The sequence below is a fragment of the Aeromonas sp. FDAARGOS 1402 genome (genome assembly GCF_019046925.1).
GTDB classification, from domain to species: domain Bacteria; phylum Pseudomonadota; class Gammaproteobacteria; order Enterobacterales; family Aeromonadaceae; genus Aeromonas; species Aeromonas caviae.
In genome coordinates this window covers 1162501-1186206 of record NZ_CP077201.1, presented here as the reverse complement: position 1 = coordinate 1186206, position 23706 = coordinate 1162501, and the positions used below count along the sequence as shown (strand labels likewise).

The 23706-nt window shown below is 57.1% G+C and carries 21 protein-coding genes and 3 tRNA genes (1 of these 24 only partly in view); 23 read left to right on the top strand and 1 reads right to left on the bottom strand.

Translation table 11 applies throughout. The features are described from left to right. The first annotated feature begins 114 nt into the window (after positions 1-114). Together murB and birA are read left to right on the top strand one after the other, a co-directional pair. Positions 115-1152, top strand: coding sequence for a UDP-N-acetylmuramate dehydrogenase (murB, locus tag I6L32_RS05700; protein ID WP_216944799.1), 1038 nt, complete (start codon positions 115-117; stop codon positions 1150-1152). Beyond that, a complete protein-coding gene (gene birA / locus I6L32_RS05695) occupies positions 1149-2114 on the top strand; it encodes a bifunctional biotin--[acetyl-CoA-carboxylase] ligase/biotin operon repressor BirA (protein WP_216944798.1) in 966 nt (321 codons plus the stop codon). Before murB ends, birA begins: the two co-directional genes overlap by 4 nt. 76 nt (positions 2115-2190) lie before the next feature. Here the strand turns inward: birA and coaA are convergent, their stop codons facing one another. After that, the gene (gene coaA, locus I6L32_RS05690) at positions 2191-3129 is read right to left on the bottom strand and encodes a type I pantothenate kinase (protein ID WP_029314861.1); all 939 of its coding nucleotides are present in this window, start codon (positions 3127-3129) and stop codon (positions 2191-2193) included. Between the two features lie 263 nt (positions 3130-3392). Between coaA and I6L32_RS05685 the strand changes: the two genes are divergently transcribed. From I6L32_RS05685 to tuf (I6L32_RS05585), 21 genes are all read left to right on the top strand, one after another. Further along, positions 3393-3477: transfer RNA gene (locus I6L32_RS05685), tRNA-Tyr, on the top strand. A 38-nt stretch (positions 3478-3515) separates the two neighbouring features. Then, a tRNA-Gly gene (locus I6L32_RS05680) sits at positions 3516-3590 on the top strand. A 172-nt stretch (positions 3591-3762) separates the two neighbouring features. Next, positions 3763-4947: an elongation factor Tu gene (gene tuf / locus I6L32_RS05675; protein WP_005306325.1), complete on the top strand. Its 1185-nt coding sequence runs from the start codon at positions 3763-3765 to the stop codon at positions 4945-4947. A 52-nt stretch (positions 4948-4999) separates the two neighbouring features. Then, positions 5000-5076, top strand: a tRNA-Trp gene (locus tag I6L32_RS05670). 60 nt (positions 5077-5136) lie between these two features. Then, positions 5137-5508 carry a preprotein translocase subunit SecE gene (gene secE, locus I6L32_RS05665; protein WP_010675960.1) on the top strand — a complete coding sequence of 124 codons (372 nt, stop codon included), beginning with the start codon at positions 5137-5139 and terminating at the stop codon, positions 5506-5508. A 9-nt stretch (positions 5509-5517) separates the two neighbouring features. After that, a complete protein-coding gene (gene nusG, locus I6L32_RS05660) occupies positions 5518-6069 on the top strand; it encodes a transcription termination/antitermination protein NusG (RefSeq protein WP_010675959.1) in 552 nt (183 codons plus the stop codon). A 134-nt stretch (positions 6070-6203) separates the two neighbouring features. After that, positions 6204-6632, top strand: a complete 429-nt coding sequence (gene rplK / locus I6L32_RS05655) for a 50S ribosomal protein L11 (protein WP_005306313.1) — start codon at positions 6204-6206, stop codon at positions 6630-6632. 4 nt (positions 6633-6636) lie between these two features. After that, positions 6637-7338 carry a 50S ribosomal protein L1 gene (gene rplA, locus I6L32_RS05650; RefSeq protein WP_010675958.1) on the top strand — a complete coding sequence of 234 codons (702 nt, stop codon included), beginning with the start codon at positions 6637-6639 and terminating at the stop codon, positions 7336-7338. 256 nt (positions 7339-7594) lie between these two features. Further along, complete coding sequence (gene rplJ / locus I6L32_RS05645; RefSeq protein ID WP_042016252.1) at positions 7595-8095, top strand: 50S ribosomal protein L10; 501 nt, start codon at positions 7595-7597, stop codon at positions 8093-8095. Between the two features lie 51 nt (positions 8096-8146). After that, on the top strand, positions 8147-8512 hold the full coding sequence (rplL, locus tag I6L32_RS05640) for a 50S ribosomal protein L7/L12 (RefSeq protein ID WP_010675957.1): 366 nt from the start codon (positions 8147-8149) through the stop codon (positions 8510-8512). A 223-nt stretch (positions 8513-8735) separates the two neighbouring features. Further along, entirely contained in the window at positions 8736-12764 is a 4029-nt protein-coding gene (rpoB, locus tag I6L32_RS05635; RefSeq protein ID WP_010675956.1) for a DNA-directed RNA polymerase subunit beta, read from the top strand. Between the two features lie 91 nt (positions 12765-12855). Continuing rightward, a complete protein-coding gene (rpoC, locus tag I6L32_RS05630) occupies positions 12856-17160 on the top strand; it encodes a DNA-directed RNA polymerase subunit beta' (RefSeq protein ID WP_010675955.1) in 4305 nt (1434 codons plus the stop codon). 197 nt (positions 17161-17357) lie between these two features. Further along, positions 17358-18074, top strand: coding sequence for a transcriptional regulator (locus I6L32_RS05625; protein WP_010675954.1), 717 nt, complete (start codon positions 17358-17360; stop codon positions 18072-18074). A gap of 26 nt (positions 18075-18100) precedes the next feature. After that, positions 18101-18481, top strand: a complete 381-nt coding sequence (locus tag I6L32_RS05620; protein WP_010675953.1) for a RidA family protein — start codon at positions 18101-18103, stop codon at positions 18479-18481. 86 nt (positions 18482-18567) lie between these two features. Then, positions 18568-18960 (top strand): sulfurtransferase complex subunit TusD, encoded by a 393-nt coding sequence (gene tusD, locus I6L32_RS05615; protein WP_010675952.1) that lies wholly within the window; start codon positions 18568-18570, stop codon positions 18958-18960. 9 nt (positions 18961-18969) lie between these two features. Next, positions 18970-19326 (top strand): sulfurtransferase complex subunit TusC, encoded by a 357-nt coding sequence (gene tusC / locus I6L32_RS05610; RefSeq protein WP_029314860.1) that lies wholly within the window; start codon positions 18970-18972, stop codon positions 19324-19326. 7 nt (positions 19327-19333) lie between these two features. Next, complete coding sequence (gene tusB / locus I6L32_RS05605; protein ID WP_128273695.1) at positions 19334-19612, top strand: sulfurtransferase complex subunit TusB; 279 nt, start codon at positions 19334-19336, stop codon at positions 19610-19612. 181 nt (positions 19613-19793) lie between these two features. Beyond that, positions 19794-20168: a 30S ribosomal protein S12 gene (gene rpsL, locus I6L32_RS05600; protein WP_005306278.1), complete on the top strand. Its 375-nt coding sequence runs from the start codon at positions 19794-19796 to the stop codon at positions 20166-20168. 93 nt (positions 20169-20261) lie between these two features. Further along, a complete protein-coding gene (rpsG, locus tag I6L32_RS05595; protein ID WP_010675949.1) occupies positions 20262-20732 on the top strand; it encodes a 30S ribosomal protein S7 in 471 nt (156 codons plus the stop codon). 75 nt (positions 20733-20807) lie between these two features. Beyond that, complete coding sequence (gene fusA, locus I6L32_RS05590; RefSeq protein WP_010675948.1) at positions 20808-22913, top strand: elongation factor G; 2106 nt, start codon at positions 20808-20810, stop codon at positions 22911-22913. A 54-nt stretch (positions 22914-22967) separates the two neighbouring features. After that, on the top strand, positions 22968-23706 hold the 5' portion of the coding sequence (gene tuf, locus I6L32_RS05585) for an elongation factor Tu (protein ID WP_005306325.1). The gene runs 446 nt beyond the window's last position; 739 of the gene's 1185 nt are visible here — the first part of the coding sequence; the start codon lies at positions 22968-22970; the stop codon falls past the right edge of the window.

Genomic DNA, 23706 nt, shown 5'->3' with positions numbered 1-23706 from the left:
CAGCGGGATGAAGGGGTTACTCTACTCCAGAGCCCTGAGTCCGAAAAGTGTCCGGGTTTTTTGTCCCGGGGGATCTGGGGTAAACTGCGCCCTTGTCCTTGTCGGAACACACAGATGAAACTCACCCCCCACGCCTCCCTGTCAACCCTCAATACTCTGGGCCTGGACGCACACTGCCTCTGGCTGGCCGATGTGACCCGGCCGGATGATCTCGCGCAACTGCGGACCAACCCGGAGTTGGCCACCTTGCCGCGCCTGGTGCTGGGAGGAGGAAGCAACATCCTGTTCTGCGATGACTTTGCCGGTCTGGTGGTCCACAACGGCCTGAAAGGGATCACGCTGCACGAGGAGGCCGAGCACTGGCTGCTGCACGTGGCGGCAGGTGAGAACTGGCACGAGCTGGTATGCCACGCCCTGCAACAGGGCTGGCACGGGCTGGAGAACCTGGCACTCATTCCCGGGACGGTCGGGGCGGCCCCGGTACAGAACATCGGTGCCTACGGGGTCGAGCTGGCCAGCGTCTGTGCCTACGTGGAGGCGTTCAACTGGCAGAGTGGCGAGGTTGAGTGCATCGCGGCGGCCGACTGCCGGTTCGGTTACCGTGACAGCATCTTCAAGCACAACTATCAGGACTCCCACTTCATCACCGCCGTCGGTCTGCGCCTGCCCAAGGCATGGCGCCCGGTCGCCGGTTATGGCCCGCTGGCGGCGCTGGGAGATGCCCCTTCGCCACAGGCCATCTTCGACACCGTCTGTGCCACCCGCATGGCCAAGCTGCCGGATCCGGCGGTGCTGGGCAACGCGGGCAGTTTCTTCAAAAACCCTGTGGTGCCCGCCGCCCTGGCCGAGACCCTGAAACAGCAATACCCGCAGATGCCCTGCTACCCCGCGGCAGAAGGGCAGGCCAAGCTGGCGGCTGGCTGGCTCATCGATCAGTGCGGTCTCAAGGGGTTTGCCATCGGTCGTGCCGCCGTCCATCAGGAGCAGGCGCTGGTGCTGGTCAATCTGGGGGGCGCCAGCGCCATGGAACTCATCGCGCTGGCGGCCCATGTCCGCGACAGCGTAGAGCACCAGTTCGGTGTGGTGCTGGAACATGAAGTGCGCTTCATGGGGCGCAGCGGTGAAACCTGGCTCGACGAGGTACTGGCATGACCCTGACCCCCGTCAGACAGACCCTGATCACCCTGCTCAGCGATGGTCAGTTCCATTCCGGCGAGCAGCTGGGCGAGCGCCTTGGCATCAGCCGGGCGGCGGTGAGCAAGCACATGGCCGCGCTCAAGGATCTGGGGCTGGATCTCTTCAGCCTGACCGGCAAGGGCTATCGGCTGGCGGTGCCCATGGCCCTCTATGACGAGGGGCGGCTGCAGGCAGAGGCACCGATGGCGCCGGTGCACTGCTTCCCTGTCATCGACTCCACCAACCAGTACCTGCTGGAGCGGGTCAACACCCTGAGCTCCGGGGAGAGCTGTCTGGCCGAGTGCCAGACCGCCGGGCGGGGACGTCGTGGCAAACCCTGGGTTTCCCCCTTCGGTTGCCAGCTGATCCTGAGCATGTACTGGCGGCTTGAGCAGGGCATGGCGGCCGCCATGGGACTGAGTCTCGCGGTCGGCGTGGCGGTGGTCGAGGCGCTGGAGTCACTCGGTTATCCCGGGGTGGCGCTCAAGTGGCCGAACGACCTCTATTACCAGGGCCGCAAGCTGGCGGGCATCCTGGTGGAGATGAGCGGCAGTGCGGGTGCCAGCTGCCATCTGGTGATCGGGGTCGGCCTCAATCTGGCGATGCCGAGTCGGGAGGGGGAGAAGATCGATCAGGCCTGGTCCGAGCTGCGCCATATCCAGCCCGAGCTGGTGGATCGCAACGAGCTGGCCGCCTGCGTGCTGCTGCACCTGCAGCAGGCCATGCAGACCTTCGAACAGACGGGACTGGCGAGTTTCGTCGAGAGCTGGAACCGGCTCGACCACTTCGCCGGCCAGCCGGTGAAGCTGCTGATGGGAGAGCAGGTGAGCCGCGGGATTGCCCGGGGGATCGACGAACGCGGAGCCCTGCGTCTGGAGACGGAAGAGGGGCTCAAGCTCTATCTGGGAGGGGAACTCTCCCTGCGGCGGGGGGACTGAACCCATACGCTCATGACGACTGAATGAAAGAGGGGGCCTGCGGGCCCCCTCTTTCATGTATGCACTGCGACAGTGGTCACTTGCGCAGCTTGATCTGCTCGATGGCGTGCTCGTTGCCCTTGGTGAGGATGAGGTTGGCCCGCTCCCGGGTCGGCAAGATGTTCTCTTGCAGATTCAGGTAGTTGATATCCTGCCAGATGTTGTTGGCGATCTCGGTCGCCTCGCTCTCGGCCAGCTTGGCGTAGTGGTGGAAATAGGAGTCGGGATCCGAGAAGGCGCCGCTGCGGAATTTGAGAAAACGATCGATGTACCAGGTGCGCAGCAGCTCGGCATCGGCATCCACATAGATGGAAAAGTCGACGAAGTCCGACACGAACACGCGATGAGGGTCCTGGGGATAGTCCATGCCGCTTTGCAGCACATTGAGCCCTTCCAGGATCAGGATGTCCGGCTGCTCCACCACCTTCTTCTCGTCGGGCAGGATGTCATAGATGAGGTGGGAGTAAACGGGGGCCTCGACCTTCTCGTGGCCGGCGCGGATATTGGCGACAAACTCCACCAGATGGCGGATGTCATAAGACTCGGGGAACCCCTTGCGGCGCATCAGGCCACGGGCTTCCAGCTCCTTGTTGGGAAACAGGAAGCCGTCGGTGGTGACCAGCTCCACCCTGGGGTGCTCCGGCCAGCGCTCCAGCAGTGCCTGAAGGATACGGGCCGTGGTGCTCTTTCCCCCCGCCACGCTGCCGGCGATACTGATGATATAGGTGCCCTTGCCGCGGGACTGACCGAGAAACTGTTCCAACACCCGGCTGCGGCGCTGCTTGGCCTTGACGTAGAGATTGAGGAGACGGGAGAGGGGCAGATAGATCTCTTCCACTTCCCGCAATGACACCTTCTCGTTGATCCCGCGCAGGGTCTGCAGATCGTGCTCGGTCAGGGTCAGGGGGACCGCATCGCGCAATAACGCCCATTGTTCGCGGGTGAATTGCAAATAGGGGTTATGCTCTGTCGTCATGGTGTCATCACTGTTTCTTGGGCAGGGCGACCATACACCAAGGGATCGGGAGCGACAAGGGACGCGTCCGGTCGGGACGGAGAAGGAGCGTTTTTTTGCCTGGATCCCGGCATAAATGCACATTTTGCAAGGTGCAATGGTTGCATCCCCAAAATCCTTACCATAAAATGCGCGACGCTTGGATGTCTGTCGTCTATTTGCCCAGCAAAAGCGACAAAAACAACGGGTGCAAGCAGAATTACCGTTGTGGCATTTATGCAACTGGAGGGGTTCCCGAGCGGCCAAAGGGATCAGACTGTAAATCTGACGGCTCTGCCTTCGAAGGTTCGAATCCTTCTCCCTCCACCATATTTCTCTGCGGTTTGAGTTCTTTGGGTTAGAGAAATGCGGGCATCGTATAATGGCTATTACCTCAGCCTTCCAAGCTGATGATGCGGGTTCGATTCCCGCTGCCCGCTCCAAGATGCTGATATGGCTCAGGTAATTCTGAGAGCCACACCTTAGGGTGAGTTCGGCAATCGAACCAGCCTGTCAGCACCAACCTCTCTACTCCCCTTGATTCAAATCCATCATATAAACTGTTCTGTGGTTAGCTTGCCACCGCGTACTCAGCGTTAGTTTAGAGGGACGATCATGTCTAAAGAAAAATTTGAGCGTAATAAACCGCACGTTAACGTGGGTACCATCGGCCACGTTGACCACGGTAAAACCACCCTGACCGCCGCCATCACCAACGTGCTGGCCAAGCACTTCGGTGGTAAAGCTTTCGCCTTCGACCAGATCGACAAGGCACCGGAAGAGCGTGAGCGTGGTATCACCATCAACACCTCCCACGTAGAATACGACACTGCTACCCGCCACTACGCTCACGTAGATTGCCCGGGTCACGCCGACTACGTTAAAAACATGATCACCGGTGCTGCCCAGATGGACGGCGCAATCCTGGTAGTAGCAGCGACTGACGGCCCGATGCCGCAGACTCGTGAGCACATCCTGCTGGGTCGTCAGGTAGGCGTTCCGTACATCATCGTGTTCATGAACAAGTGCGACATGGTAGATGACGAAGAGCTGCTGGAACTGGTCGAGATGGAAGTTCGCGAACTGCTGTCCGAGTACGACTTCCCGGGTGATGACCTGCCGGTAGTACGTGGTTCCGCACTGAAAGCGCTGGAAGGCGAAGCTCAGTGGGAAGAGAAGATCCTGGAACTGGCTGGCCACCTGGACACCTACATTCCGGAGCCGGAGCGTGCCATTGACCAGCCGTTCCTGATGCCTATCGAAGACGTATTCTCCATCGCAGGCCGTGGTACCGTAGTTACCGGTCGTGTAGAGCGCGGTATCGTCAAGGTTGGTGAAGAAGTGGAAATCGTTGGTATCAAAGATACCACCAAGACCACCTGTACCGGCGTTGAAATGTTCCGCAAACTGCTGGACGAAGGTCGTGCAGGTGAGAACGTTGGCGCACTGCTGCGTGGCGTGAAGCGTGAAGACGTAGAGCGTGGTCAGGTACTGGCCAAGCCGGGCACCATCAAGCCGCACACCAAGTTCGAATCCGAAGTGTATGTGCTGTCCAAGGAAGAAGGTGGTCGTCACACTCCGTTCTTCAAGGGCTACCGTCCGCAGTTCTACTTCCGTACTACCGACGTGACCGGTACCATCGAACTGCCGGAAGGCGTAGAGATGGTAATGCCGGGCGACAACATCAAGATGGTTGTTACCCTGATTGCCCCGATCGCGATGGACGACGGCCTGCGTTTCGCCATCCGTGAAGGTGGCCGTACCGTAGGTGCTGGTGTTGTAGCCAAAGTTATCGCTTAATCTTGGCTTACATAAATAAAGCAAAGCCCCTATAATAGGGGCTTTCTTATGCAGGGGCGTAGTTCGAATTGGTAGAACAGCGGTCTCCAAAACCGATGGTTGCGGGTTCGAGTCCTGCCGCCCCTGCCATATACCTCGTCTCGTACGGGGCTTTTGTGTCTTTGGTTACGTCAGATACAGGTGGGTTGTATGAGTGTTAGTTCTGAGGGTCAGGGCGGAAGCAAGGATACCCTGCTTTGGGGCCTGGTTTTCATCATCCTTGCGGCCGCTGTAGTGGGCAATTACCTGCTGAGCGACGTTATTGCTGCCGTCCGCGCCCTGGGTGTGGTCGTTGTCATCGCTGCTGCCGGTGCAGTGGCCCTGCAAACCACCAAGGGCAAGGCAACACTGGCGTTTGCCCGTGAGTCTCGCCTGGAAGTCCGCAAGGTCGTATGGCCGACCCGTCAGGAAGCCATTCAGACAACCCTGATTGTGCTGGCGGTGACTGCCGTGATGGGGCTGCTGCTGTTCGTGTTGGACGGCGCCTTGGTCTGGTTGGTCAACCTGATTACCGGTGTGTAAGGATAAGCCATGACTGAACAACGTGAACAGCGTATGAGATGGTATGTTGTGCAGGCATTTTCCGGCTACGAAGGCCGTGTTGCCAAATCCCTGCGTGAACATATCAAGATGCATGGCATGGAAGAGCTGTTTGGTGAAGTGCTGGTCCCGACCGAAGAAGTGGTCGAGATGCGTGCTGGCCAGAAGCGCAAGAGTGAGCGCAAATTTTTCCCGGGATACGTCCTGGTCCAGATGGTGATGGATGAAACCACATGGCACCTGGTACGCAATGTACCACGTGTAATGGGTTTCATCGGTGGTACCTCCGATCGCCCTGCTCCTATCTCCGATAAGGAAGCGGACGCCATCCTCAATCGTCTGCAAGATGCCCACGACAAGCCGCGTCCTAAAACCCTGTTTGAACCGGGTGAGATGGTCCGGGTTGCCGATGGTCCGTTCGCCGACTTCAACGGTACCGTTGAAGAGGTGGACTACGAAAAGAGCCGCGTGAAGGTCTCCGTACTGATCTTCGGCCGCTCAACGCCGGTAGAACTGGATTTTGGTCAGGTCGAAAAAGGCTGATTAATCTCTGTACGTTTAACGGTTGTCAGGGGCAGCGATTATCTCTATAATTCGCTGCCCCTTTATTTGTTGGGGAGCCGTTTGCAGGAGCATGTCTCCGAGGCGTTAGAACCCATTTTTGAGGTATTTTTGTAATGGCTAAGAAAGTCACAGCTTATATCAAGCTGCAAGTTAAGGCTGGCAGTGCTAACCCCAGCCCTCCCGTTGGTCCTGCTCTGGGTCAGCACGGTGTGAACATCATGGAATTCTGTAAGGCATTCAACGCCCGTACAGAAAAGCTGGAAAAAGGTTCTCCGACTCCGGTCGTGATCACCGTTTACAGCGACCGTTCCTTCACCTTCGAAACCAAGACTCCGCCCGCTTCCTTCCTGCTGAAGAAAGCCGCTGGTATCCAGTCTGGTTCCGCCAAGCCGAACAAAGACAAGGTTGGTAAGGTGACTGTGGCTCAGCTGCAAGAAATCGCCAAGACCAAAGAGCCGGATATGACTGGTGCCGATCTGGATGCAAAAGTACGTTGCATCGCCGGTTCCGCTCGTTCCATGGGCCTGGTAGTGGAGGAGTAAGACAATGGCTAAACTGTCCAAGCGTATGCGCGTTATTCGCGAAAAAGTTGACGGTACCAAAGAGTACTCCATCAACGAAGCCATTGCCCTGCTGAAAGAACTGGCTACCGCCAAGTTCGTTGAAAGCGTTGACGTTGCCGTTAACCTGGGTATCGATGCTCGTAAATCCGACCAGAACGTACGTGGTGCAACTGTACTGCCGCACGGTACCGGTCGTGACATCCGTGTCGCCGTGTTCACCCAGGGTGCCAATGCCGAAGCCGCCAAGGCTGCCGGTGCTGAACTGGTTGGTATGGACGACCTGGCCGAGCTGGTCAAGAAAGGCGAGATGAACTTCGACGTCGTCATCGCATCCCCGGATGCCATGCGTGTTGTTGGTCAACTGGGTCAAATCCTGGGCCCGCGCGGTCTGATGCCGAACCCGAAAGTGGGTACCGTCACTCCGAACGTAGCCGAAGCCGTCAAGAACGCCAAAGCTGGTCAGGTTCGTTACCGTAACGATAAGAACGGTATCATTCATACCACTCTGGGCAAGGTCTCTTTCAACGAAGTTCAGCTGAAAGAAAACCTGGAAGCGCTGCTGGTTGCCTTGAAGAAGGCCAAGCCGTCCTCCGCCAAGGGTGTATTCATCAAGAAAGTCAGCATCTCCACCACCATGGGTGCCGGTGTTGCCGTAGACCAAGCTTCCCTGGAAGCTCAGGCCTAATTGATGGGTTTTACAAGGCGCAAAATTTAATCTATAATTTTGCGCCTTGATTGGTTGGGGGTTTCGACCTCCGTCCAAGACCGCAGGAGGCCGCAAAGCCTTAATTCTTCCTGCGTAGACGGTGCCGGAAACCCAGCGAGAAAGATTCTTTCTCTTCTGGAATCCTGCTACCGCATCGTTCCCCTCTGTTGTAAAGGTAGGGGGGATGTGTCAGTACTGGGTCAACAGACCCGGATTCAATCCAGGAGTTAAGCCAATGGCATTGGGACTCGAAGACAAAAAGGCAATTGTTGCTGAAGTCAACGAAGCTGCCAAAGGCGCTCTTTCTGCAGTTGTAGCCGATTCTCGCGGCGTCACTGTAGAGAAGATGACCGTCCTGCGTAAGACCGCTCGTGAAGCTGGTGTGTACATGCGCGTTGTGCGTAACACCCTGCTGCGTCGCGCGGTAGAAGGTACCGAATACGAGTGCCTGAACGACGCATTTACCGGTCCTACCTTGATTGCTTTCTCTAACGAACACCCGGGCGCTGCCGCTCGTCTGTTCAAAGAGTTTGCCAAAGCGAACCAAAAGTTCGAAATCAAGGCTGGCGCTTTTAACGGTGAGTTTATCGCCGCAGCACAAATTGATCGTCTGGCCACGCTGCCGACTTACGAAGAAGCAATTGCGAAGTTGATGGCTACCATGAAGGAAGCCTCTGCTGGCAAGCTGGTTCGTACTATCGCTGCTGTTCGCGACCAGAAACAAGCTGCTGCTTGATTCTCGCCTATCTAGGCTGTTTGAGTTTATTCAACATCAGGAATTTTTGTCATGTCTATCACTAAAGACCAAATCATCGAAGCCGTTGCTTCCATGTCCGTAATGGAAGTTGTTGAGCTGATCGAAGCTATGGAAGAGAAGTTCGGTGTTTCTGCCGCTGCTGCCGTCATGGCCGGCCCGGCTGCTGCTGAAGCAGTAGAAGAGAAGACCGAGTTCGACGTAGTTCTGACTGCTGCTGGCGCCAACAAAGTTGCCGTCATCAAGGCCGTTCGTGGCGCTACCGGTCTGGGCCTGAAAGAAGCCAAGGACCTGGTAGAAGCTGCTCCGACCAATCTGAAAGAAGCCGTGTCCAAGGACGAAGCTGAAGCTCTGAAGAAAGAGCTGGAAGCTGCCGGTGCTTCTGTTGAGATCAAATAATCTGCATTTATGTAGATTAGCCTGATAAAACAGGCTAAGGCTGGTGAATCTTTATTCACCAGCCTTTTTGCGCTGTAGACTGAGAGTATTTCACACCGTTCACGACTCTCGGTGCACCAGCAATCCGGACCGCCTCATCGTCCGGGCCAACACAAAACGGTGTTGAGACAGAGCTGTCCCGTGGGGACAGAGTGGGTCACTTATCAGCGAGCTGAGGAACCCTATGGTTTACTCTTATACCGAAAAAAAACGCATACGTAAGGACTTCGGTAAGCGAGACCAGGTACTGGACACGCCTTATCTGTTGTCCATTCAGCTGGACTCCTTCAAGCAGTTCATCGAGGCTGACCCGGAAGGTGAGTACGGCCTAGAAGCCGCCTTCCGTAGCGTTTTCCCGATCACCAGTTACTCCGGTAGTGCTGAGCTTCAGTATGTCAGCTATCGCCTGGGTGAGCCGGTATTTGACGTAAAAGAATGCCAGATCCGTGGAGTGACCTACTCCGCGCCGCTGCGTGTCAAGCTTCGTATGGTTCTGTACGACCGTGAAGCAGCTGCCGGCACCGTCAAAGACATCAAGGAACAAGAAGTTTACATGGGCGAAATTCCGCTCATGACCGAAAACGGCACCTTTGTCATCAATGGTACCGAGCGGGTCATCGTCTCCCAGCTGCACCGCAGCCCGGGCGTTTTCTTCGACCACGATAAAGGCAAAACACATTCATCCGGTAAGGTGCTTTATAACGCTCGCGTTATCCCCTACCGTGGCTCCTGGCTGGACTTCGAGTTCGATGCGAAAGACAACCTGTTTGTCCGTATCGACCGTCGTCGTAAACTGCCAGCCTCCATTATTCTGCGCGCCCTGGACTTCAGCTCCGAAGAAATCCTGGCCACCTTCTTCGAGACCATCGGTTTCGAAGTGAAAGATGGCAAGTTGATGATGGATCTGGTGCCCGAGCGCCTGCGTGGCGAGACCGCGACCTTCGACATCATTGCCAATGGCGCCGTGGTGGTCGAGACCGGTCGTCGTGTCACTGCCCGTCACATCCGTCAGCTGGAAAAAGACGGCATCACTCAGATCGAGGTGCCGGTAGAGTATGTTGTTGGCAAAGTTGCAGCCAAGAACTATGCACATCCGCAGACTGGTGAAATGGTCGTGACTGCCAACCAGGCCCTGAGCCTGGAAGCAGTTGCCAACCTGTCCCAAGCCGGCTTCAAGCACTTCGAGGTTCTGTTCACCAACGAACTGGACCACGGTGCCTACATGTCCGAGACCCTGCGTATCGACTCCAGCTCCAGCCGCCTGGAAGCTCTGGTCGAGATCTATCGCATGATGCGTCCGGGCGAGCCGCCCACTCGCGAAGCGGCCGAACAGCTGTTCGAGAACCTGTTCTTCTCGTCCGAGCGTTACGACCTGTCTACCGTAGGTCGGATGAAGTTCAACCGCCGTCTGGGTCGTGAAGACGAGACTGGCGTTGGCGTGCTGACCAAGGACGATATCGTCGAGGTCATGAAGCGCCTGATCGACATCCGTAACGGTAACGACGAAGTGGACGATATCGACCACCTGGGTAACCGTCGTATTCGTTCCGTCGGTGAAATGGCCGAGAACCAGTTCCGTGTCGGTCTGGTCCGTGTCGAGCGTGCGGTGAAGGAGCGCCTGTCTCTGGGCGATCTGGACACCCTGATGCCGCAGGATCTGATCAACGCCAAGCCGATCTCCGCAGCGGTCAAAGAGTTCTTTGGTTCCAGCCAGCTGTCCCAGTTCATGGACCAGAACAACCCGCTGTCCGAAGTGACCCACAAGCGCCGTATCTCCGCGCTGGGCCCGGGCGGTTTGACCCGTGAGCGTGCCGGTTTCGAAGTTCGAGACGTACACCCGACCCACTACGGTCGTCTGTGTCCCATCGAAACGCCGGAAGGTCCGAACATCGGTCTGATCAACTCGCTGTCCGTGTATTCCCGCACCAACGAGTACGGTTTCCTCGAGACCCCGTACCGCAAGGTGATCGACGGTGTGATCACCGACGAAGTGGATTACCTGTCTGCGATTGAAGAAGGCAAGTACGTGATCGCACAGGCCAACGCCGCGACCACCGAAGATGGCCGTCTGAAAGATGAATTGATCCCGTGCCGTCACAAAGGTGAATCCACCTTTATGAACGCCGACCAGATCCAGTACATGGACGTGAGCCCGCAGCAGATCGTCTCTGTGGCAGCGGCCCTGATCCCGTTCCTGGAACACGATGACGCGAACCGCGCATTGATGGGTTCAAACATGCAACGTCAGGCTGTACCGACCCTGCGCGCTGACAAGCCGCTGGTAGGTACCGGTATGGAACGCGCAGTGGCCGTTGACTCCGGTGTGACCGTAGTGGCCAAGCGTGGCGGCATGATCGACTACGTCGATGCCTCCCGTATCGTTATCAAGGTCAACGAAGATGAGCTGCTGCCTGGCGAAGCCGGCATCGACATCTACAGCCTGACCAAATACACCCGTTCCAACCAGAACACCTGTATCAACCAGCGTCCGTGCGTGATGTTGGGTGAGCCGGTGATGGCGGGCGACGTGCTGGCTGACGGCCCGTCCACCGATCTTGGTGAACTGGCGCTGGGTCAGAACCTGCGCGTCGCGTTCATGCCGTGGAACGGTTACAACTTCGAAGACTCGATCCTGGTGAACGAGCGTGTTGTTCAGGAAGATCGCCTGACCACCATTCACATCCAGGAACTGGCCTGTATCTCCCGTGACACCAAGCTGGGTCCGGAAGAGATCACTGCTGACATCCCGAACGTGGGTGAAGCCGCTCTGTCCAAGCTGGACGAGTCCGGTATCGTCTACGTGGGTGCCGAAGTGAAGGGTGGCGACATTCTGGTCGGTAAGGTAACGCCGAAAGGTGAAACCCAGCTGACTCCGGAAGAGAAGCTGCTGCGCGCCATCTTCGGTGAGAAGGCGTCCGACGTGAAGGACTCTTCCCTGCGTGTACCGAACGGTGTGTACGGTACCGTGGTTGACGTGCAGGTCTTTACCCGCGATGGCGTGGAAAAAGACAAGCGCGCCAAAGAAATCGAAGAGATGCAGTTGAAGGAAGCGAAGAAGGACTTGACCGAAGAGTTCAAGATCCTGGAAGACGGCATTTTCGGCCGTTCCCGCAACCTGCTGCTGGCCGCCGGTTACAGCGAAGATCGTCTGAACAAGCTCGATCGTTCCAAGTGGTTTGAGCTGGCCATCGAAGATGAAGCCAAGCAAATCGAGCTGGAGCAGATCGCTGAACAGCACGTTGAGCTGAAGGCCGAGTTCGACAAGAAATTCGAGAACAAGCGTCGCAAGATCATCCAGGGCGATGACCTGGCGCCGGGCGTACTGAAGATCGTCAAGGTCTATCTGGCCGTCAAGCGTCGCATCCAGCCGGGTGACAAGATGGCGGGCCGTCACGGTAACAAGGGTGTTATCTCCAAGATCTGTCCGGTCGAGGATATGCCCCATGACGAGTACGGCCGTCCGGTCGACATCGTACTGAACCCGCTGGGTGTACCGTCTCGTATGAACATCGGTCAGATCCTCGAAGTGCACCTGGGCCTCGCGGCCAAGGGCATCGGCGAGAAGATCGACCGCATGATCAAAGAACAGCGCGAGCTGCACGAGATGCGCGAGTTCCTGCAACAGGTCTATGACCTGGGCGAGAAGGACTCCCAGCAAGTGAACATTGCCGAACTGTCTGACGACGACGTGCGTACCCTGGTGGGTAACCTGCGTAAGGGTCTGCCGGTGGCTACACCTGTCTTTGATGGTGCCAAAGAGCGCGAAATCAAAGCCTTGCTGAAGCTGGCCGATCTGCCGGAATCCGGTCAGATCTCCCTGTTCGACGGTCGTACCGGTAACGCCTTCGAGCGCAAGGTCACCGTGGGTTACATGTACATGCTGAAGCTGAACCACCTGGTAGACGACAAGATGCACGCGCGTTCTACCGGTTCCTACAGCCTGGTTACCCAGCAGCCGCTGGGTGGTAAGGCGCAGTTCGGTGGTCAGCGGTTCGGTGAGATGGAAGTGTGGGCCCTGGAGGCTTACGGTGCGGCATATACCCTGCAGGAAATGCTGACCGTCAAGTCTGACGATGTGAACGGCCGTACCAAGATGTACAAGAACATCGTGGATGGCGACCACCGTATGGAGCCGGGCATGCCCGAATCCTTCAACGTATTGCTGAAGGAAATCCGCTCTCTGGGTATCAACATCGAGCTGGACGAAGAGTAAGAGCTCGCTCTTATTGTTCGAGAATTGACGTGGGCGCCCCGCTGTTTCGGCAGCCGGGGCGCCGAGGTTAGACTCCTGACAGGGGAAACACGTGAAAGACTTACTCAAGTTTTTGAAGGCTCAGACCAAGACCGAAGAGTTTGACAGTATCAAGATCGGTCTGGCCTCTCCTGACATGATCCGCTCCTGGTCATTCGGTGAGGTCAAAAAGCCTGAGACCATCAACTACCGGACTTTCAAGCCGGAGCGTGATGGTCTGTTCTGCGCCCGTATCTTCGGACCGGTGAAGGACTACGAGTGTCTGTGCGGCAAGTACAAGCGCCTGAAACACCGTGGTGTGATCTGCGAGAAGTGCGGTGTAGAAGTGACCCAGACCAAGGTCCGTCGTGAGCGCATGGGCCACATCGAGCTGGCCAGCCCGACTGCCCACATCTGGTTCCTGAAGTCCCTGCCGTCCCGTATCGGTCTGCTGCTGGACATGACCCTGCGTGACATCGAGCGCGTGCTGTATTTCGAATCCTATGTAGTGATCGAACCCGGCATGACCAACCTCGAGCGCAGCCAGATGCTGTCCGAAGAGAACTATCTGGACGCACTGGAAGAGTGGGGCGACGAATTCGACGCCAAGATGGGTGCCGAGGCCATTCTGGCCCTGCTGCGCGCCATCGATCTGGAAGGTGAAGTCAAAGCCATGCGTGAGGAGCTGGATCAGACCAACTCCGAGACCAAGCGCAAGAAGACCACCAAGCGTCTGAAGCTGATGGAAGCCTTCCTGCAATCCGGCAACAAGCCGGAGTGGATGATCATGACAGTGCTGCCCGTGCTGCCGCCGGACCTGCGTCCGCTGGTACCGCTGGACGGCGGCCGTTTCGCGACCTCCGATCTGAACGATCTGTACCGTCGCGTGATCAACCGTAACAACCGCTTGAAGCGTCTGCTGGATCTGGCTGCGCCGGACATCATCGTGCGCAACGAAAAGCGCATGCTGCAAGAGTCCGTGGATGCCCTGCTGGACAACGGCCGTCGTGGTCGTGCCATCACCGGTTCCAACAAGCGCCCGCTGAAATCCCTGGCCGACATGATCAAGGGTAAGCAAGGTCGTTTCCGTCAGAACCTGCTGGGTAAGCGTGTCGACTACTCCGGTCGTTCCGTTATCACCGTAGGTCCGACCCTGCGTCTGCATCAGTGCGGTCTGCCGAAGAAGATGGCACTGGAACTGTTCAAGCCCTTCATCTACGGCAAGCTGGAATCCCGCGGTCTGGCGACCACGATCAAGGCCGCCAAGAAGATGGTGGAGCGCGAAGAAGCCGTCGTTTGGGACATCCTGGACGAAGTGATCCGCGAACACCCGGTTCTGCTGAACCGTGCACCGACCCTGCACCGTCTGGGTATCCAGGCGTTTGAACCGACCCTGATCGAAGGGAAGGCCATCCAGCTGCACCCGCTGGTTTGTGCTGCGTATAACGCGGACTTCGACGGTGACCAGATGGCGGTCCACGTACCGCTGACCCTGGAAGCCCAGCTGGAAGCGCGCGCCCTGATGATGTCCACCAACAACATCCTGTCGCCTGCCTCCGGTGAGCCGATCATCGTTCCTTCCCAGGACGTGGTCTTGGGTCTGTACTACATGACCCGTGCCCGTATCAACGCCAAGGGCGAAGGTATGGTGCTGTCCGGTCCGAAAGAGGCCGAGAAGGTCTACCGTGCCGGTCTGGCCGACCTGCATGCTCGCGTCAAGTGCCGCATCACCGAGTACGTGAAGAACGAAGCCGGTGAGCTGGTTGCCAAGACCGAGATGAAGAACACCACCGTTGGTCGTGCGATCCTGAGCCTGATCCTGCCCAAAGGCATGGAGTACGCGCTGATTGACGAGCCCAAGGTACTGACTGCTGCAGAGCAGGCTGATCTGGACGCCAACCCGCAGAACTGGATCAAGTGCGTCTCCAACAAGGCGCTGGGCAAAAAGCTCATCTCCCGTCTGCTGAACACCTGCTATCGCAAGCAGGGCCTGAAGGATACCGTCATCTTCGCTGACCAGCTGATGTATACCGGTTTCCACTACGCGGCCCTGTCCGGTGCCTCTGTTGGTATCGATGACATGGTCATCCCGGATGCCAAGAAAGACATCATCGCTGCTGCAGAAGCCGAAGTCGCCGAGATCCAGGACCAGTTCCTGTCCGGTCTGGTGACCGCGGGCGAACGTTACAACAAGGTTATCGATATCTGGGCCAGCGCGAACGATCGCGTCTCCAAGGCCATGATGGACAACCTTTCCAAGGAGCGTAACGTCAACTCCCTGGGCGATGAGGAAGAGCAAGCCTCCTTCAACAGCATCTTCATGATGGCCGACTCTGGTGCGCGGGGCTCCGCCGCCCAGATTCGTCAGTTGGCCGGTATGCGTGGCCTGATGGCGAAGCCGGATGGCTCCATCATCGAAACGCCGATCGTGGCGAACTTCCGTGAAGGTCTGAACGTACTGCAGTACTTCATCTCCACTCACGGTGCTCGTAAAGGTCTGGCGGATACCGCACTGAAGACAGCGAACTCCGGTTACCTGACCCGTCGTCTGGTTGACGTGGCCCAGGACATGGTGATCACCGAGGACGATTGCGGCACTACCGACGGTCTGTGGATGACTCCGCTGATCGAGGGTGGCGACGTGGTCGAGCCGCTGCGTGAGCGCGTGCTGGGTCGTGTGGTGGCCGAAGACGTGATCAAGCCGGGTACCGAGGATGAAGTGCTGGTAGCACGCAACACCCTGCTCGACGAGCAGCTGTGTGACCTGCTGGAGCGCAACTCCGTCGACCGCGTGAAGGTGCGTTCTGCCATCACCTGTGAGACCGACTTCGGTAACTGTGCTCACTGCTACGGCCGTGATCTGGCCCGTGGTCACCTGGTTAACAAGGGTGAGGCTGTCGGTGTTATCGCCGCTCAGTCCATCGGTGAACCGGGTACCCAGCTGACGATGCGTACCTTCCACATCGGTGGCGCCGCATCCCGAGCGGCTGCCGAGAGCAGCATCCAGGTGAAGAACACCGGTAGCATCAAGTTGCAGAACGCCAAGTTCGTTCTGAACAACTCTGACAAGCTGGTTATCACCTCCCGTTCTACCGAGCTGACCATCATGGACGAGATGGGCCGTACCAAGGAAAGCCACAAGCTGCCTTACGGTTCCGTGCTGGAAGTGAAGGATGGCGAAGCGGTGAACGCCGGTGATACCGTCGCGAACTGGGACCCGCACACCCACCCGATCATCACCGAAGTGGCGGGTCGCCTGCACTTCGAACACATGATCGACGGTGTGACCATCACTCGTCAGACCGACGAGCTGACCGGTCTCTCTTCCATCGTCGTGCTGGATGTCAACGAACGTCCGAGCGCCGGTAAAGAGATGCGTCCGACCGTGAAACTGGTCGACCTGAATGGCAAGGATGTGATGATCCCGGGCACCGACGTTCCCGCCCAGTACTTCCTGCCGGGCAAGGCGATCGTGAACCTGGAAGATGGTGCCAACGTGGGCGTGGGTGACGCGGTTGCGCGTATCCCCCAAGAGTCCAGTGGTACCAAGGACATCACCGGTGGTCTGCCGCGCGTTGCGGATCTGTTCGAAGCACGTCAGCCGAAAGAGCCGGCCATCCTGGCCGAGATCTCCGGTACCATCTCCTTCGGGAAAGAGACCAAGGGCAAACGTCGTCTGGTCATCACCCCGACCGATGGTGGCGAGATTTATGAAGAGATGATTCCGAAATGGCGTCACCTCAACGTGTTCGAAGGTGAAAAAGTTGAGAAGGGTGAAGTGCTGGCGGACGGTCCCGAGTCTGCTCATGACATCCTGCGTCTGCGCGGTATCAGCCCGGTCGCCAACTACATCGCCAACGAAGTGCAGGACGTTTACCGTCTGCAAGGCGTTAAGATCAACGACAAGCACATCGAAGTCATCGTGCGTCAGATGCTTCGCAAGTGCGAGATCCTGAGCGCTGGCGACACCGACCTGATCGAAGGTGAACAGGTTGAAGTGGCCCGTGTGAAGATCGCCAACCGTAAACTGGTTGCCGAAGGGAAGACCCCGGCTACCTACCGTCATATCCTGATGGGTATTACCAAGGCATCTCTGAGCACCGAGTCCTTCATCTCCGCGGCTTCCTTCCAGGAGACCACCCGCGTGCTGACCGAAGCAGCCGTTGGTGGCAAGCGTGATGAACTGCGCGGCCTGAAAGAGAACGTGATCGTGGGTCGTCTGATCCCGGCTGGTACCGGCTTTGCCTACCACCACAGCCGCATCAACCAGCGTGCCGCCGCAGCTCGTGCTGTCGGTGTGCCGCAGGTGACTGCCGATGAAGCTCAGCAAAACCTGGCGGATCTGCTCAACGCAGCCGGCAGTTTTGACGAAGAGTAATCTTCCGCAGCAGTGATCGAAAAGGGCCCCTTCTAGGGGCCCTTTTTTTATTTCCCATCCGGCGCCCAGCGTGCACTGGGCTGGGGCAGGGGGATGATCCAGTGCAAGGTTATAGAGCAAAAAATCAAAAAAAGTTGACATTGCCCCGTCGCAACTGAAAACTCGGGAAAGTTGAATGGGTATTACAGGGGTAGAACATGGCTGTCGGTATCGAGGAAGTACTGCTTCCCGAAGAGCAACTGAGCGGTCGCGCTTTTACAGACGAAGACAGGGAGCTGTTGCGTTCATATGGGGGCCTTATCGAAGGCCTGGCCGATCTGTTCGGCAAGCACTGCGAGGTGGTGCTCCACTCCCTGGAAAATCTGCATGAGTCCGTGATCCAAATCGCGAATGGTTTCAATACGGGTCGAACTCTGGGGGCGCCGATCACCGATCTCGCCCTGAGGATGCTCAAGGACATCGAGAGCACGGGTCAGGATCACACCCAGAGTTATTTTGCCCGCAGTCGGACCGGTGCCTTGATGAAGTCGAGCACCATCGCCATCCGTAACCGCGACAAGCAGGTGATCGGCCTTATCTGCATCAACCTGCACATCAATGCACCTTTCCACGAGTTCGTGGCCGAATTCTTCCCGACGCCACAGCAGGTGGAGCGGCAATCACCGGAGACCTTCGCCAACAGCGTCGAAGAGCTGGTTGCCCAGACGGTGGACAACACCATCGACGAGATCAATCGTGATCCCTCCGTGGCCAACAATGCCAAGAACCGTTTTATCGTGACCCAGTTGTTCGAGAAGGGCATATTTGATATCAAGGACTCGATCAACCTGGTCGCCGACAAGCTGAATATTTCCAAACATACCGTGTATCTCTACATCCGACAGCGCAAGCAGGGTGAAGAAGAGAGCGAGTAAGCGCCATAGATAGGGGATAGATAACAATGGCTAAAGAAGTGATTGCAACCGACAAGGCGCCTGCCGCAATTGGCCCTTATGTCCAGGCTACCAAGCTGGGTGAGCTGGTCTTTACCTCCGGGCAGATCCCGCTCGATCCGGCCACCATGGACATCGTTGCCGGTGGCATCGAGGCTCAGGCAGAGCAGGTGATGAAGAATCTGGTTGCCGTCTTGAAAGCCGCAGGGGCCGATACCAGCAAGGTGCTGAAGACCACCTGCTTCCTGAGTGACATGAACAACTTTGTGGCCTTCAACCAGGTGTATGCCCGCTACTTTGGCGAGTCCGCCCCGGCACGTTCCTGCGTGGAAGTTGCTCGTCTGCCCAAGGATGTACTGGTCGAAGTCGAAGCCATCGCTTACGTCTGAGCCTGTTTCATTGGAAAAGCCCCTCCCAGGAGGGGCTTTTGCGTCTGTGAGGTAGAATGGATACACCGCTGTGCAGGAGTGCGATCATGAGTCTGAATTTTGCTCTGCTGGTCACCGGGCCCGCCTATGGCACCCAGACGGCCAGCACGGCCTATCGTTTTGCCCTGAGTCTGGTCGAGCAGGGACACCGCTTGTCCCACCTCTTCTTCTATCAGGAGGGGGTGTGCAATGCCAATGGCCTCCATGCGCCAGCCAGCGATGAGACCGACCTGGTGGCATTGTGGCGCGAGTTGGCCATCCAGCAGGGTATCCGCATCGATGTGTGTGTGGCTGCGGCCATGCGCCGTGGCGTGCTGGATGAGCAGGAGGCCAAGGGAATGGGACGGGAACATTTCAATCTGGAAGCGCCATTCTGCCTGAGCGGGCTCGGTCAGTTGGCGGAAGCCGCACTGACCGCTGATCGCTTCGTTCAGTTCTAGGGGGACAAAATGACCAGAATAGCGTTTATCTCACGGCGTGGTCCCCATGGTTCGGCGAGTGGTCGGGAGGGGCTGGATGCTCTGCTGGCCACCTCTGCATTGACGGAGTCCCTGGCACTCTTTCTGGTGGGGGATGGCGTGATGCAACTGGTGAGGGAGCAATCACCACACGCCATATTGCAGCGTCACTACGCCCCGACCTTCAAGATGCTGGAACTGTATGACATCGAAGAGATCTATGTCTGTGCGGTGTCACTGGCTGAGCGAGGACTGACGGCGGCGGATCTGCTAATCCCAGTGATTCCGCTCTCTCCTGCGGAAATTCGCCGTAGCTGGGCGGGTTTCACCACCCACATCTGCTTCTGAGGTGCCCGTGATACAGCTGATATTGAACTCTCCCTTCATGAGCCAGGATCTCGAGTTGGCGTTGCGTTACCGCATGGAAGGGGATCTGGTGGTGTTGATGCAGGATGCCGTGATGGCGGCGGCTGCCCCCGGGTGGTGCGAGCGCTTGGCAGAGGTCCCCCTGTACGTCATGAAGGAAGATCTGCAAGCGAGAGGCTTGTCATCCGGGATCGGGATGGAACTCGATATGCCGGGTTTGATCAGGTTGATCGCCGAGCACGGATCACCGCAGACCTGGGGCGGTTAGGCTTGGTTTTCCTTTTTATCTCAGTTGCTTAGCATAATGTCATTCGACTGTCATTTGCCATTTCGGTGTGCAAATTGTATAAATCTTGACTCCCCAGACAACAGGGCATAAAATTTCGCGTCCCCGTATCTGCGGGGAGGATTTTTCACACGTTTATGAAGTCATTATCAGGAGCCTTTTGATGGCAACTATTAACCAGTTGGTTCGCAAGCCACGCATCAAGCTCGTTGTGAAAAGCAACGTGCCGGCGCTGGAAGCGTGCCCTCAGAAGCGTGGCGTATGCACCCGTGTATACACCACCACCCCGAAGAAGCCTAACTCTGCACTGCGTAAAGTATGCCGTGTACGTCTGACCAACGGCTTCGAAGTCACCTCCTACATCGGTGGTGAAGGTCACAACCTGCAAGAGCACTCTGTTGTTCTGATCCGTGGCGGTCGTGTAAAAGACTTGCCAGGTGTTCGTTATCACACCGTTCGTGGTGCGTTGGACTGTGCCGGTGTTAAAGACCGTAAGCAGGCTCGCTCCAAGTACGGCGTGAAGCGTCCGAAAGCTTAATGGTTCTCCGTTAAGTAAGGCCAAACGTTAATTCGTTTCTAGTTAGATAACTTTCTAGTTTTGGGTAACCCCTGAAGTTACGGAGAATTTGAAATGCCAAGACGTCGTGTTGTTGGTCAGCGTAAAATCCTGCCGGATCCCAAGTTCGGATCTGAGCTGCTGGCTAAATTTGTCAACGTAGTAATGGTTGACGGTAAGAAATCTGTTGCAGAAGCCATCGTTTATGGCGCCCTGGACATCATTGCCACCAAATCTGGCAAAGAGCACCTGGCCCTGTTCGAAGTCGCTCTGGACAACATTCGTCCGGCGGTCGAGGTTAAATCTCGTCGCGTCGGTGGTGCAACCTATCAGGTGCCGGTAGAAGTTCGTCCGGTACGTCGCAATGCTCTGGCAATGCGCTGGTTGGTTGATGCCGCTCGTAAACGTGGTGAAAAATCAATGGCTCAGCGTTTGGCTGGCGAGCTGCTGGATGCCGCTGACAATAAGGGTTCGTCTGTCAAGAAACGTGAAGACGTTCACCGTATGGCTGAAGCGAACAAGGCCTTCGCTCACTTCCGCTGGTAATCCGCTTGCGCAGGGTCTTATGACTCTGCGCACCTTTAATTATCTGGGGACAAGCGCCCTAGTAAGAGGATGACAATGGCTCGTACAACCCCCATTGAGCGTTATCGTAATATCGGTATCTCCGCTCACATCGACGCCGGTAAGACTACTACTACCGAGCGCGTTCTGTTTTACACCGGTGTAAGTCACAAGATCGGTGAAGTTCACGATGGCGCCGCCACCATGGACTGGATGGAACAGGAACAAGAGCGTGGTATCACCATCACCTCCGCCGCGACCACCGCTTTCTGGTCCGGTATGGGTAAACAGTTCCAACCGCACCGTATCAACATCATCGATACCCCGGGCCACGTTGACTTTACTATCGAAGTAGAGCGTTCCATGCGTGTTCTGGATGGCGCCGTGATGGTGTACTGTGCCGTAGGTGGCGTACAGCCCCAGTCTGAAACCGTATGGCGTCAGGCTAACAAGTACAAGGTTCCCCGTATCGCGTTCGTCAACAAGATGGACCGTACCGGTGCCAACTTCCTGCGCTGCGTTGAGCACATCAAGACCCGTCTGAAAGGTAACCCGGTTCCTCTGCAACTGAACATCGGTTCCGAAGAGAACTTCAAGGGCGTTATCGACCTGGTCAAGATGAAAGCCATCAACTGGAGCGAAGCTGACCAGGGCGTATCCTTCGACTACGAAGACGTCCCGGCTGAGTTGCTGGAACAGGCGCAAGAAATGCGCATGAACCTGGTTGAAGCCGCTGCTGAAGCGTCTGAAGACCTGATGGAAAAATACCTGGGTGGTGAAGAACTGACTGAAGAAGAGATCAAGAAAGCTCTGCGTCAGCGTGTTCTGAACAACGAAATCATCCTGGTTACCTGTGGCTCCGCGTTCAAGAACAAGGGCGTACAGGCCATGCTGGATGCCGTGGTCGAGTACCTGCCGGCTCCGACCGACGTTGCTGCTATCGACGGTCTGAAGCTGGATGGCGAGACCAAGGACGAGCGTCACGCTTCCGATGACGAGCCGTTCTCTGCTCTGGCATTCAAGATTGCTACCGACCCGTTCGTGGGCAACCTGACCTTCTTCCGTGTTTACTCCGGTGTGGTCAACTCCGGTGACTCCGTGCTGAACTCCGTTAAAGAGAAGCGCGAGCGTTTCGGCCGTATCGTTCAGATGCACGCCAACAAGCGTGAAGAGATCAAAGAAGTTCGCGCAGGCGACATCGCTGCTGCCATCGGCCTGAAGGACGTCACCACCGGTGACACCCTGTGTGACGAAAGCGCACCGATCATCCTGGAGCGTATGGAATTCCCGGAACCGGTAATCTCCATCGCCGTTGAGCCGAAATCCAAGGCTGACCAAGAGAAGATGGGCCTGGCTCTGGGCCGTCTGGCTCAGGAAGATCCGTCCTTCCGCGTATGGACCGACGAAGAATCTGGCCAAACCATCATCGCCGGTATGGGTGAGCTGCACCTGGACATCATCGTTGACCGTATGCGTCGCGAGTTCAAGGTAGAAGCCAACGTAGGTAAGCCGCAGGTTGCCTACCGTGAAACCATCCGCAACACCGTCAAGGATATTGAAGGCAAGCATGCCAAGCAGTCCGGTGGTCGTGGTCAGTACGGTCACGTCGTTATCGACATGTACCCGCTGGAAGAAGGCAAAGCCTACGAATTCGTCAACGACATCAAGGGTGGCGTGATTCCGGGCGAATTCATCCCGGGTGTTGACAAGGGTATCCGCGAGCAGCTGAAGTCCGGCCCGCTGGCAGGCTATCCGGTAATGGATCTGGGTGTACGTCTGCACTTCGGTTCCTACCACGATGTCGACTCTTCCGAGCTGGCGTTCAAGATCGCTGCTTCTCTGGCGTTCAAGGCTGGCTTCATGAAGGCCAACCCGGTACTGCTCGAACCGATCATGAAGGTCGAAGTCGAGACTCCGGAAGACTACATGGGCGACGTGATCGGTGACCTGAACCGTCGTCGCGGCCTGATCGAAGGCATGGAAGATGGCCCGTCCGGCAAGATCGTACGTGCGCTGGTGCCGCTGGCCGAAATGTTCGGTTACGCCACCTCCCTGCGTTCTGCTACCCAGGGTCGTGCTTCCTACGCCATGGAATTCGCCAAGTATCACGATGCCCCGACCAACGTCGCCCAGGCCGTGATCGAAGAGCGCAAATCCAAGTAATTTAAGATTCCCCGCCTACGACGGTAGGCGGGTTTAACCTAGAAGGACTACGTCGTGTCTAAAGAAAAATTTGAGCGTAATAAACCGCACGTAAACGTCGGCACCATCGGCCACGTTGACCACGGTAAAACCACCCTGACCGCCGCCATCACCAACGTGCTGGCCAAGCACTTCGGTGGTAAAGCTTTCGCCTTCGACCAGATCGACAAGGCACCGGAAGAGCGTGAGCGTGGTATCACCATCAACACCTCCCACGTAGAATACGACACTGCTACCCGCCACTACGCTCACGTAGATTGCCCGGGTCACGCCGACTACGTTAAAAACATGATCACCGGTGCTGCCCAGATGGACGGCGCAATCCTGGTAGTAGCAGCGACTGACGGCCCGATGCCGCAGACTCGTGAGCACATCCTGCTGGGTCGTCAGGTAGGCGTTCCGTACATCATCGTGTTCATGAACAAGTGCGACATGGTAGATGACGAAGAGCTGCTGGAACTGGTCGAGATGGAAGTTCGCGAACTGCTGTCCGAGTACGACTTCCCGGGTGATGACCTGCCGGTAGTACGTGGTTCCGCACTGAAAGCGCTGGAAGGCGAAGCTCAGTGGGAAGAGAAGATCCTGGAACTGGCTGGCCACCTGGACACCTACATTCCGGAGCCGGAGCGTGCCATTGACCAGCCGTTCCTGATGCCTATCGAAGACGTATTCTCCATCGCAGGCCGTGGTACCGTAGTTACCGGTCGTGTAGAGCGCGGTATCGTCAAGGTTGGTGAAGAAGTGGAAATCGTTG

Coding starts and splice junctions, on each gene's coding strand:
- murB (WP_216944799.1), top strand. CDS start 115: ATGAAACTCACCCCCCACGCCTCCCTGTCAACCCTCAATACTCTGGGC.
- birA (WP_216944798.1), top strand. CDS start 1,149: ATGACCCTGACCCCCGTCAGACAGACCCTGATCACCCTGCTCAGCGAT.
- coaA (WP_029314861.1), bottom strand. CDS start 3,129: ATGACGACAGAGCATAACCCCTATTTGCAATTCACCCGCGAACAATGG.
- tuf (WP_005306325.1), top strand. CDS start 3,763: ATGTCTAAAGAAAAATTTGAGCGTAATAAACCGCACGTTAACGTGGGT.
- secE (WP_010675960.1), top strand. CDS start 5,137: ATGAGTGTTAGTTCTGAGGGTCAGGGCGGAAGCAAGGATACCCTGCTT.
- nusG (WP_010675959.1), top strand. CDS start 5,518: ATGACTGAACAACGTGAACAGCGTATGAGATGGTATGTTGTGCAGGCA.
- rplK (WP_005306313.1), top strand. CDS start 6,204: ATGGCTAAGAAAGTCACAGCTTATATCAAGCTGCAAGTTAAGGCTGGC.
- rplA (WP_010675958.1), top strand. CDS start 6,637: ATGGCTAAACTGTCCAAGCGTATGCGCGTTATTCGCGAAAAAGTTGAC.
- rplJ (WP_042016252.1), top strand. CDS start 7,595: ATGGCATTGGGACTCGAAGACAAAAAGGCAATTGTTGCTGAAGTCAAC.
- rplL (WP_010675957.1), top strand. CDS start 8,147: ATGTCTATCACTAAAGACCAAATCATCGAAGCCGTTGCTTCCATGTCC.
- rpoB (WP_010675956.1), top strand. CDS start 8,736: ATGGTTTACTCTTATACCGAAAAAAAACGCATACGTAAGGACTTCGGT.
- I6L32_RS05625 (WP_010675954.1), top strand. CDS start 17,358: ATGGCTGTCGGTATCGAGGAAGTACTGCTTCCCGAAGAGCAACTGAGC.
- I6L32_RS05620 (WP_010675953.1), top strand. CDS start 18,101: ATGGCTAAAGAAGTGATTGCAACCGACAAGGCGCCTGCCGCAATTGGC.
- tusD (WP_010675952.1), top strand. CDS start 18,568: ATGAGTCTGAATTTTGCTCTGCTGGTCACCGGGCCCGCCTATGGCACC.
- tusC (WP_029314860.1), top strand. CDS start 18,970: ATGACCAGAATAGCGTTTATCTCACGGCGTGGTCCCCATGGTTCGGCG.
- rpsL (WP_005306278.1), top strand. CDS start 19,794: ATGGCAACTATTAACCAGTTGGTTCGCAAGCCACGCATCAAGCTCGTT.
- rpsG (WP_010675949.1), top strand. CDS start 20,262: ATGCCAAGACGTCGTGTTGTTGGTCAGCGTAAAATCCTGCCGGATCCC.
- fusA (WP_010675948.1), top strand. CDS start 20,808: ATGGCTCGTACAACCCCCATTGAGCGTTATCGTAATATCGGTATCTCC.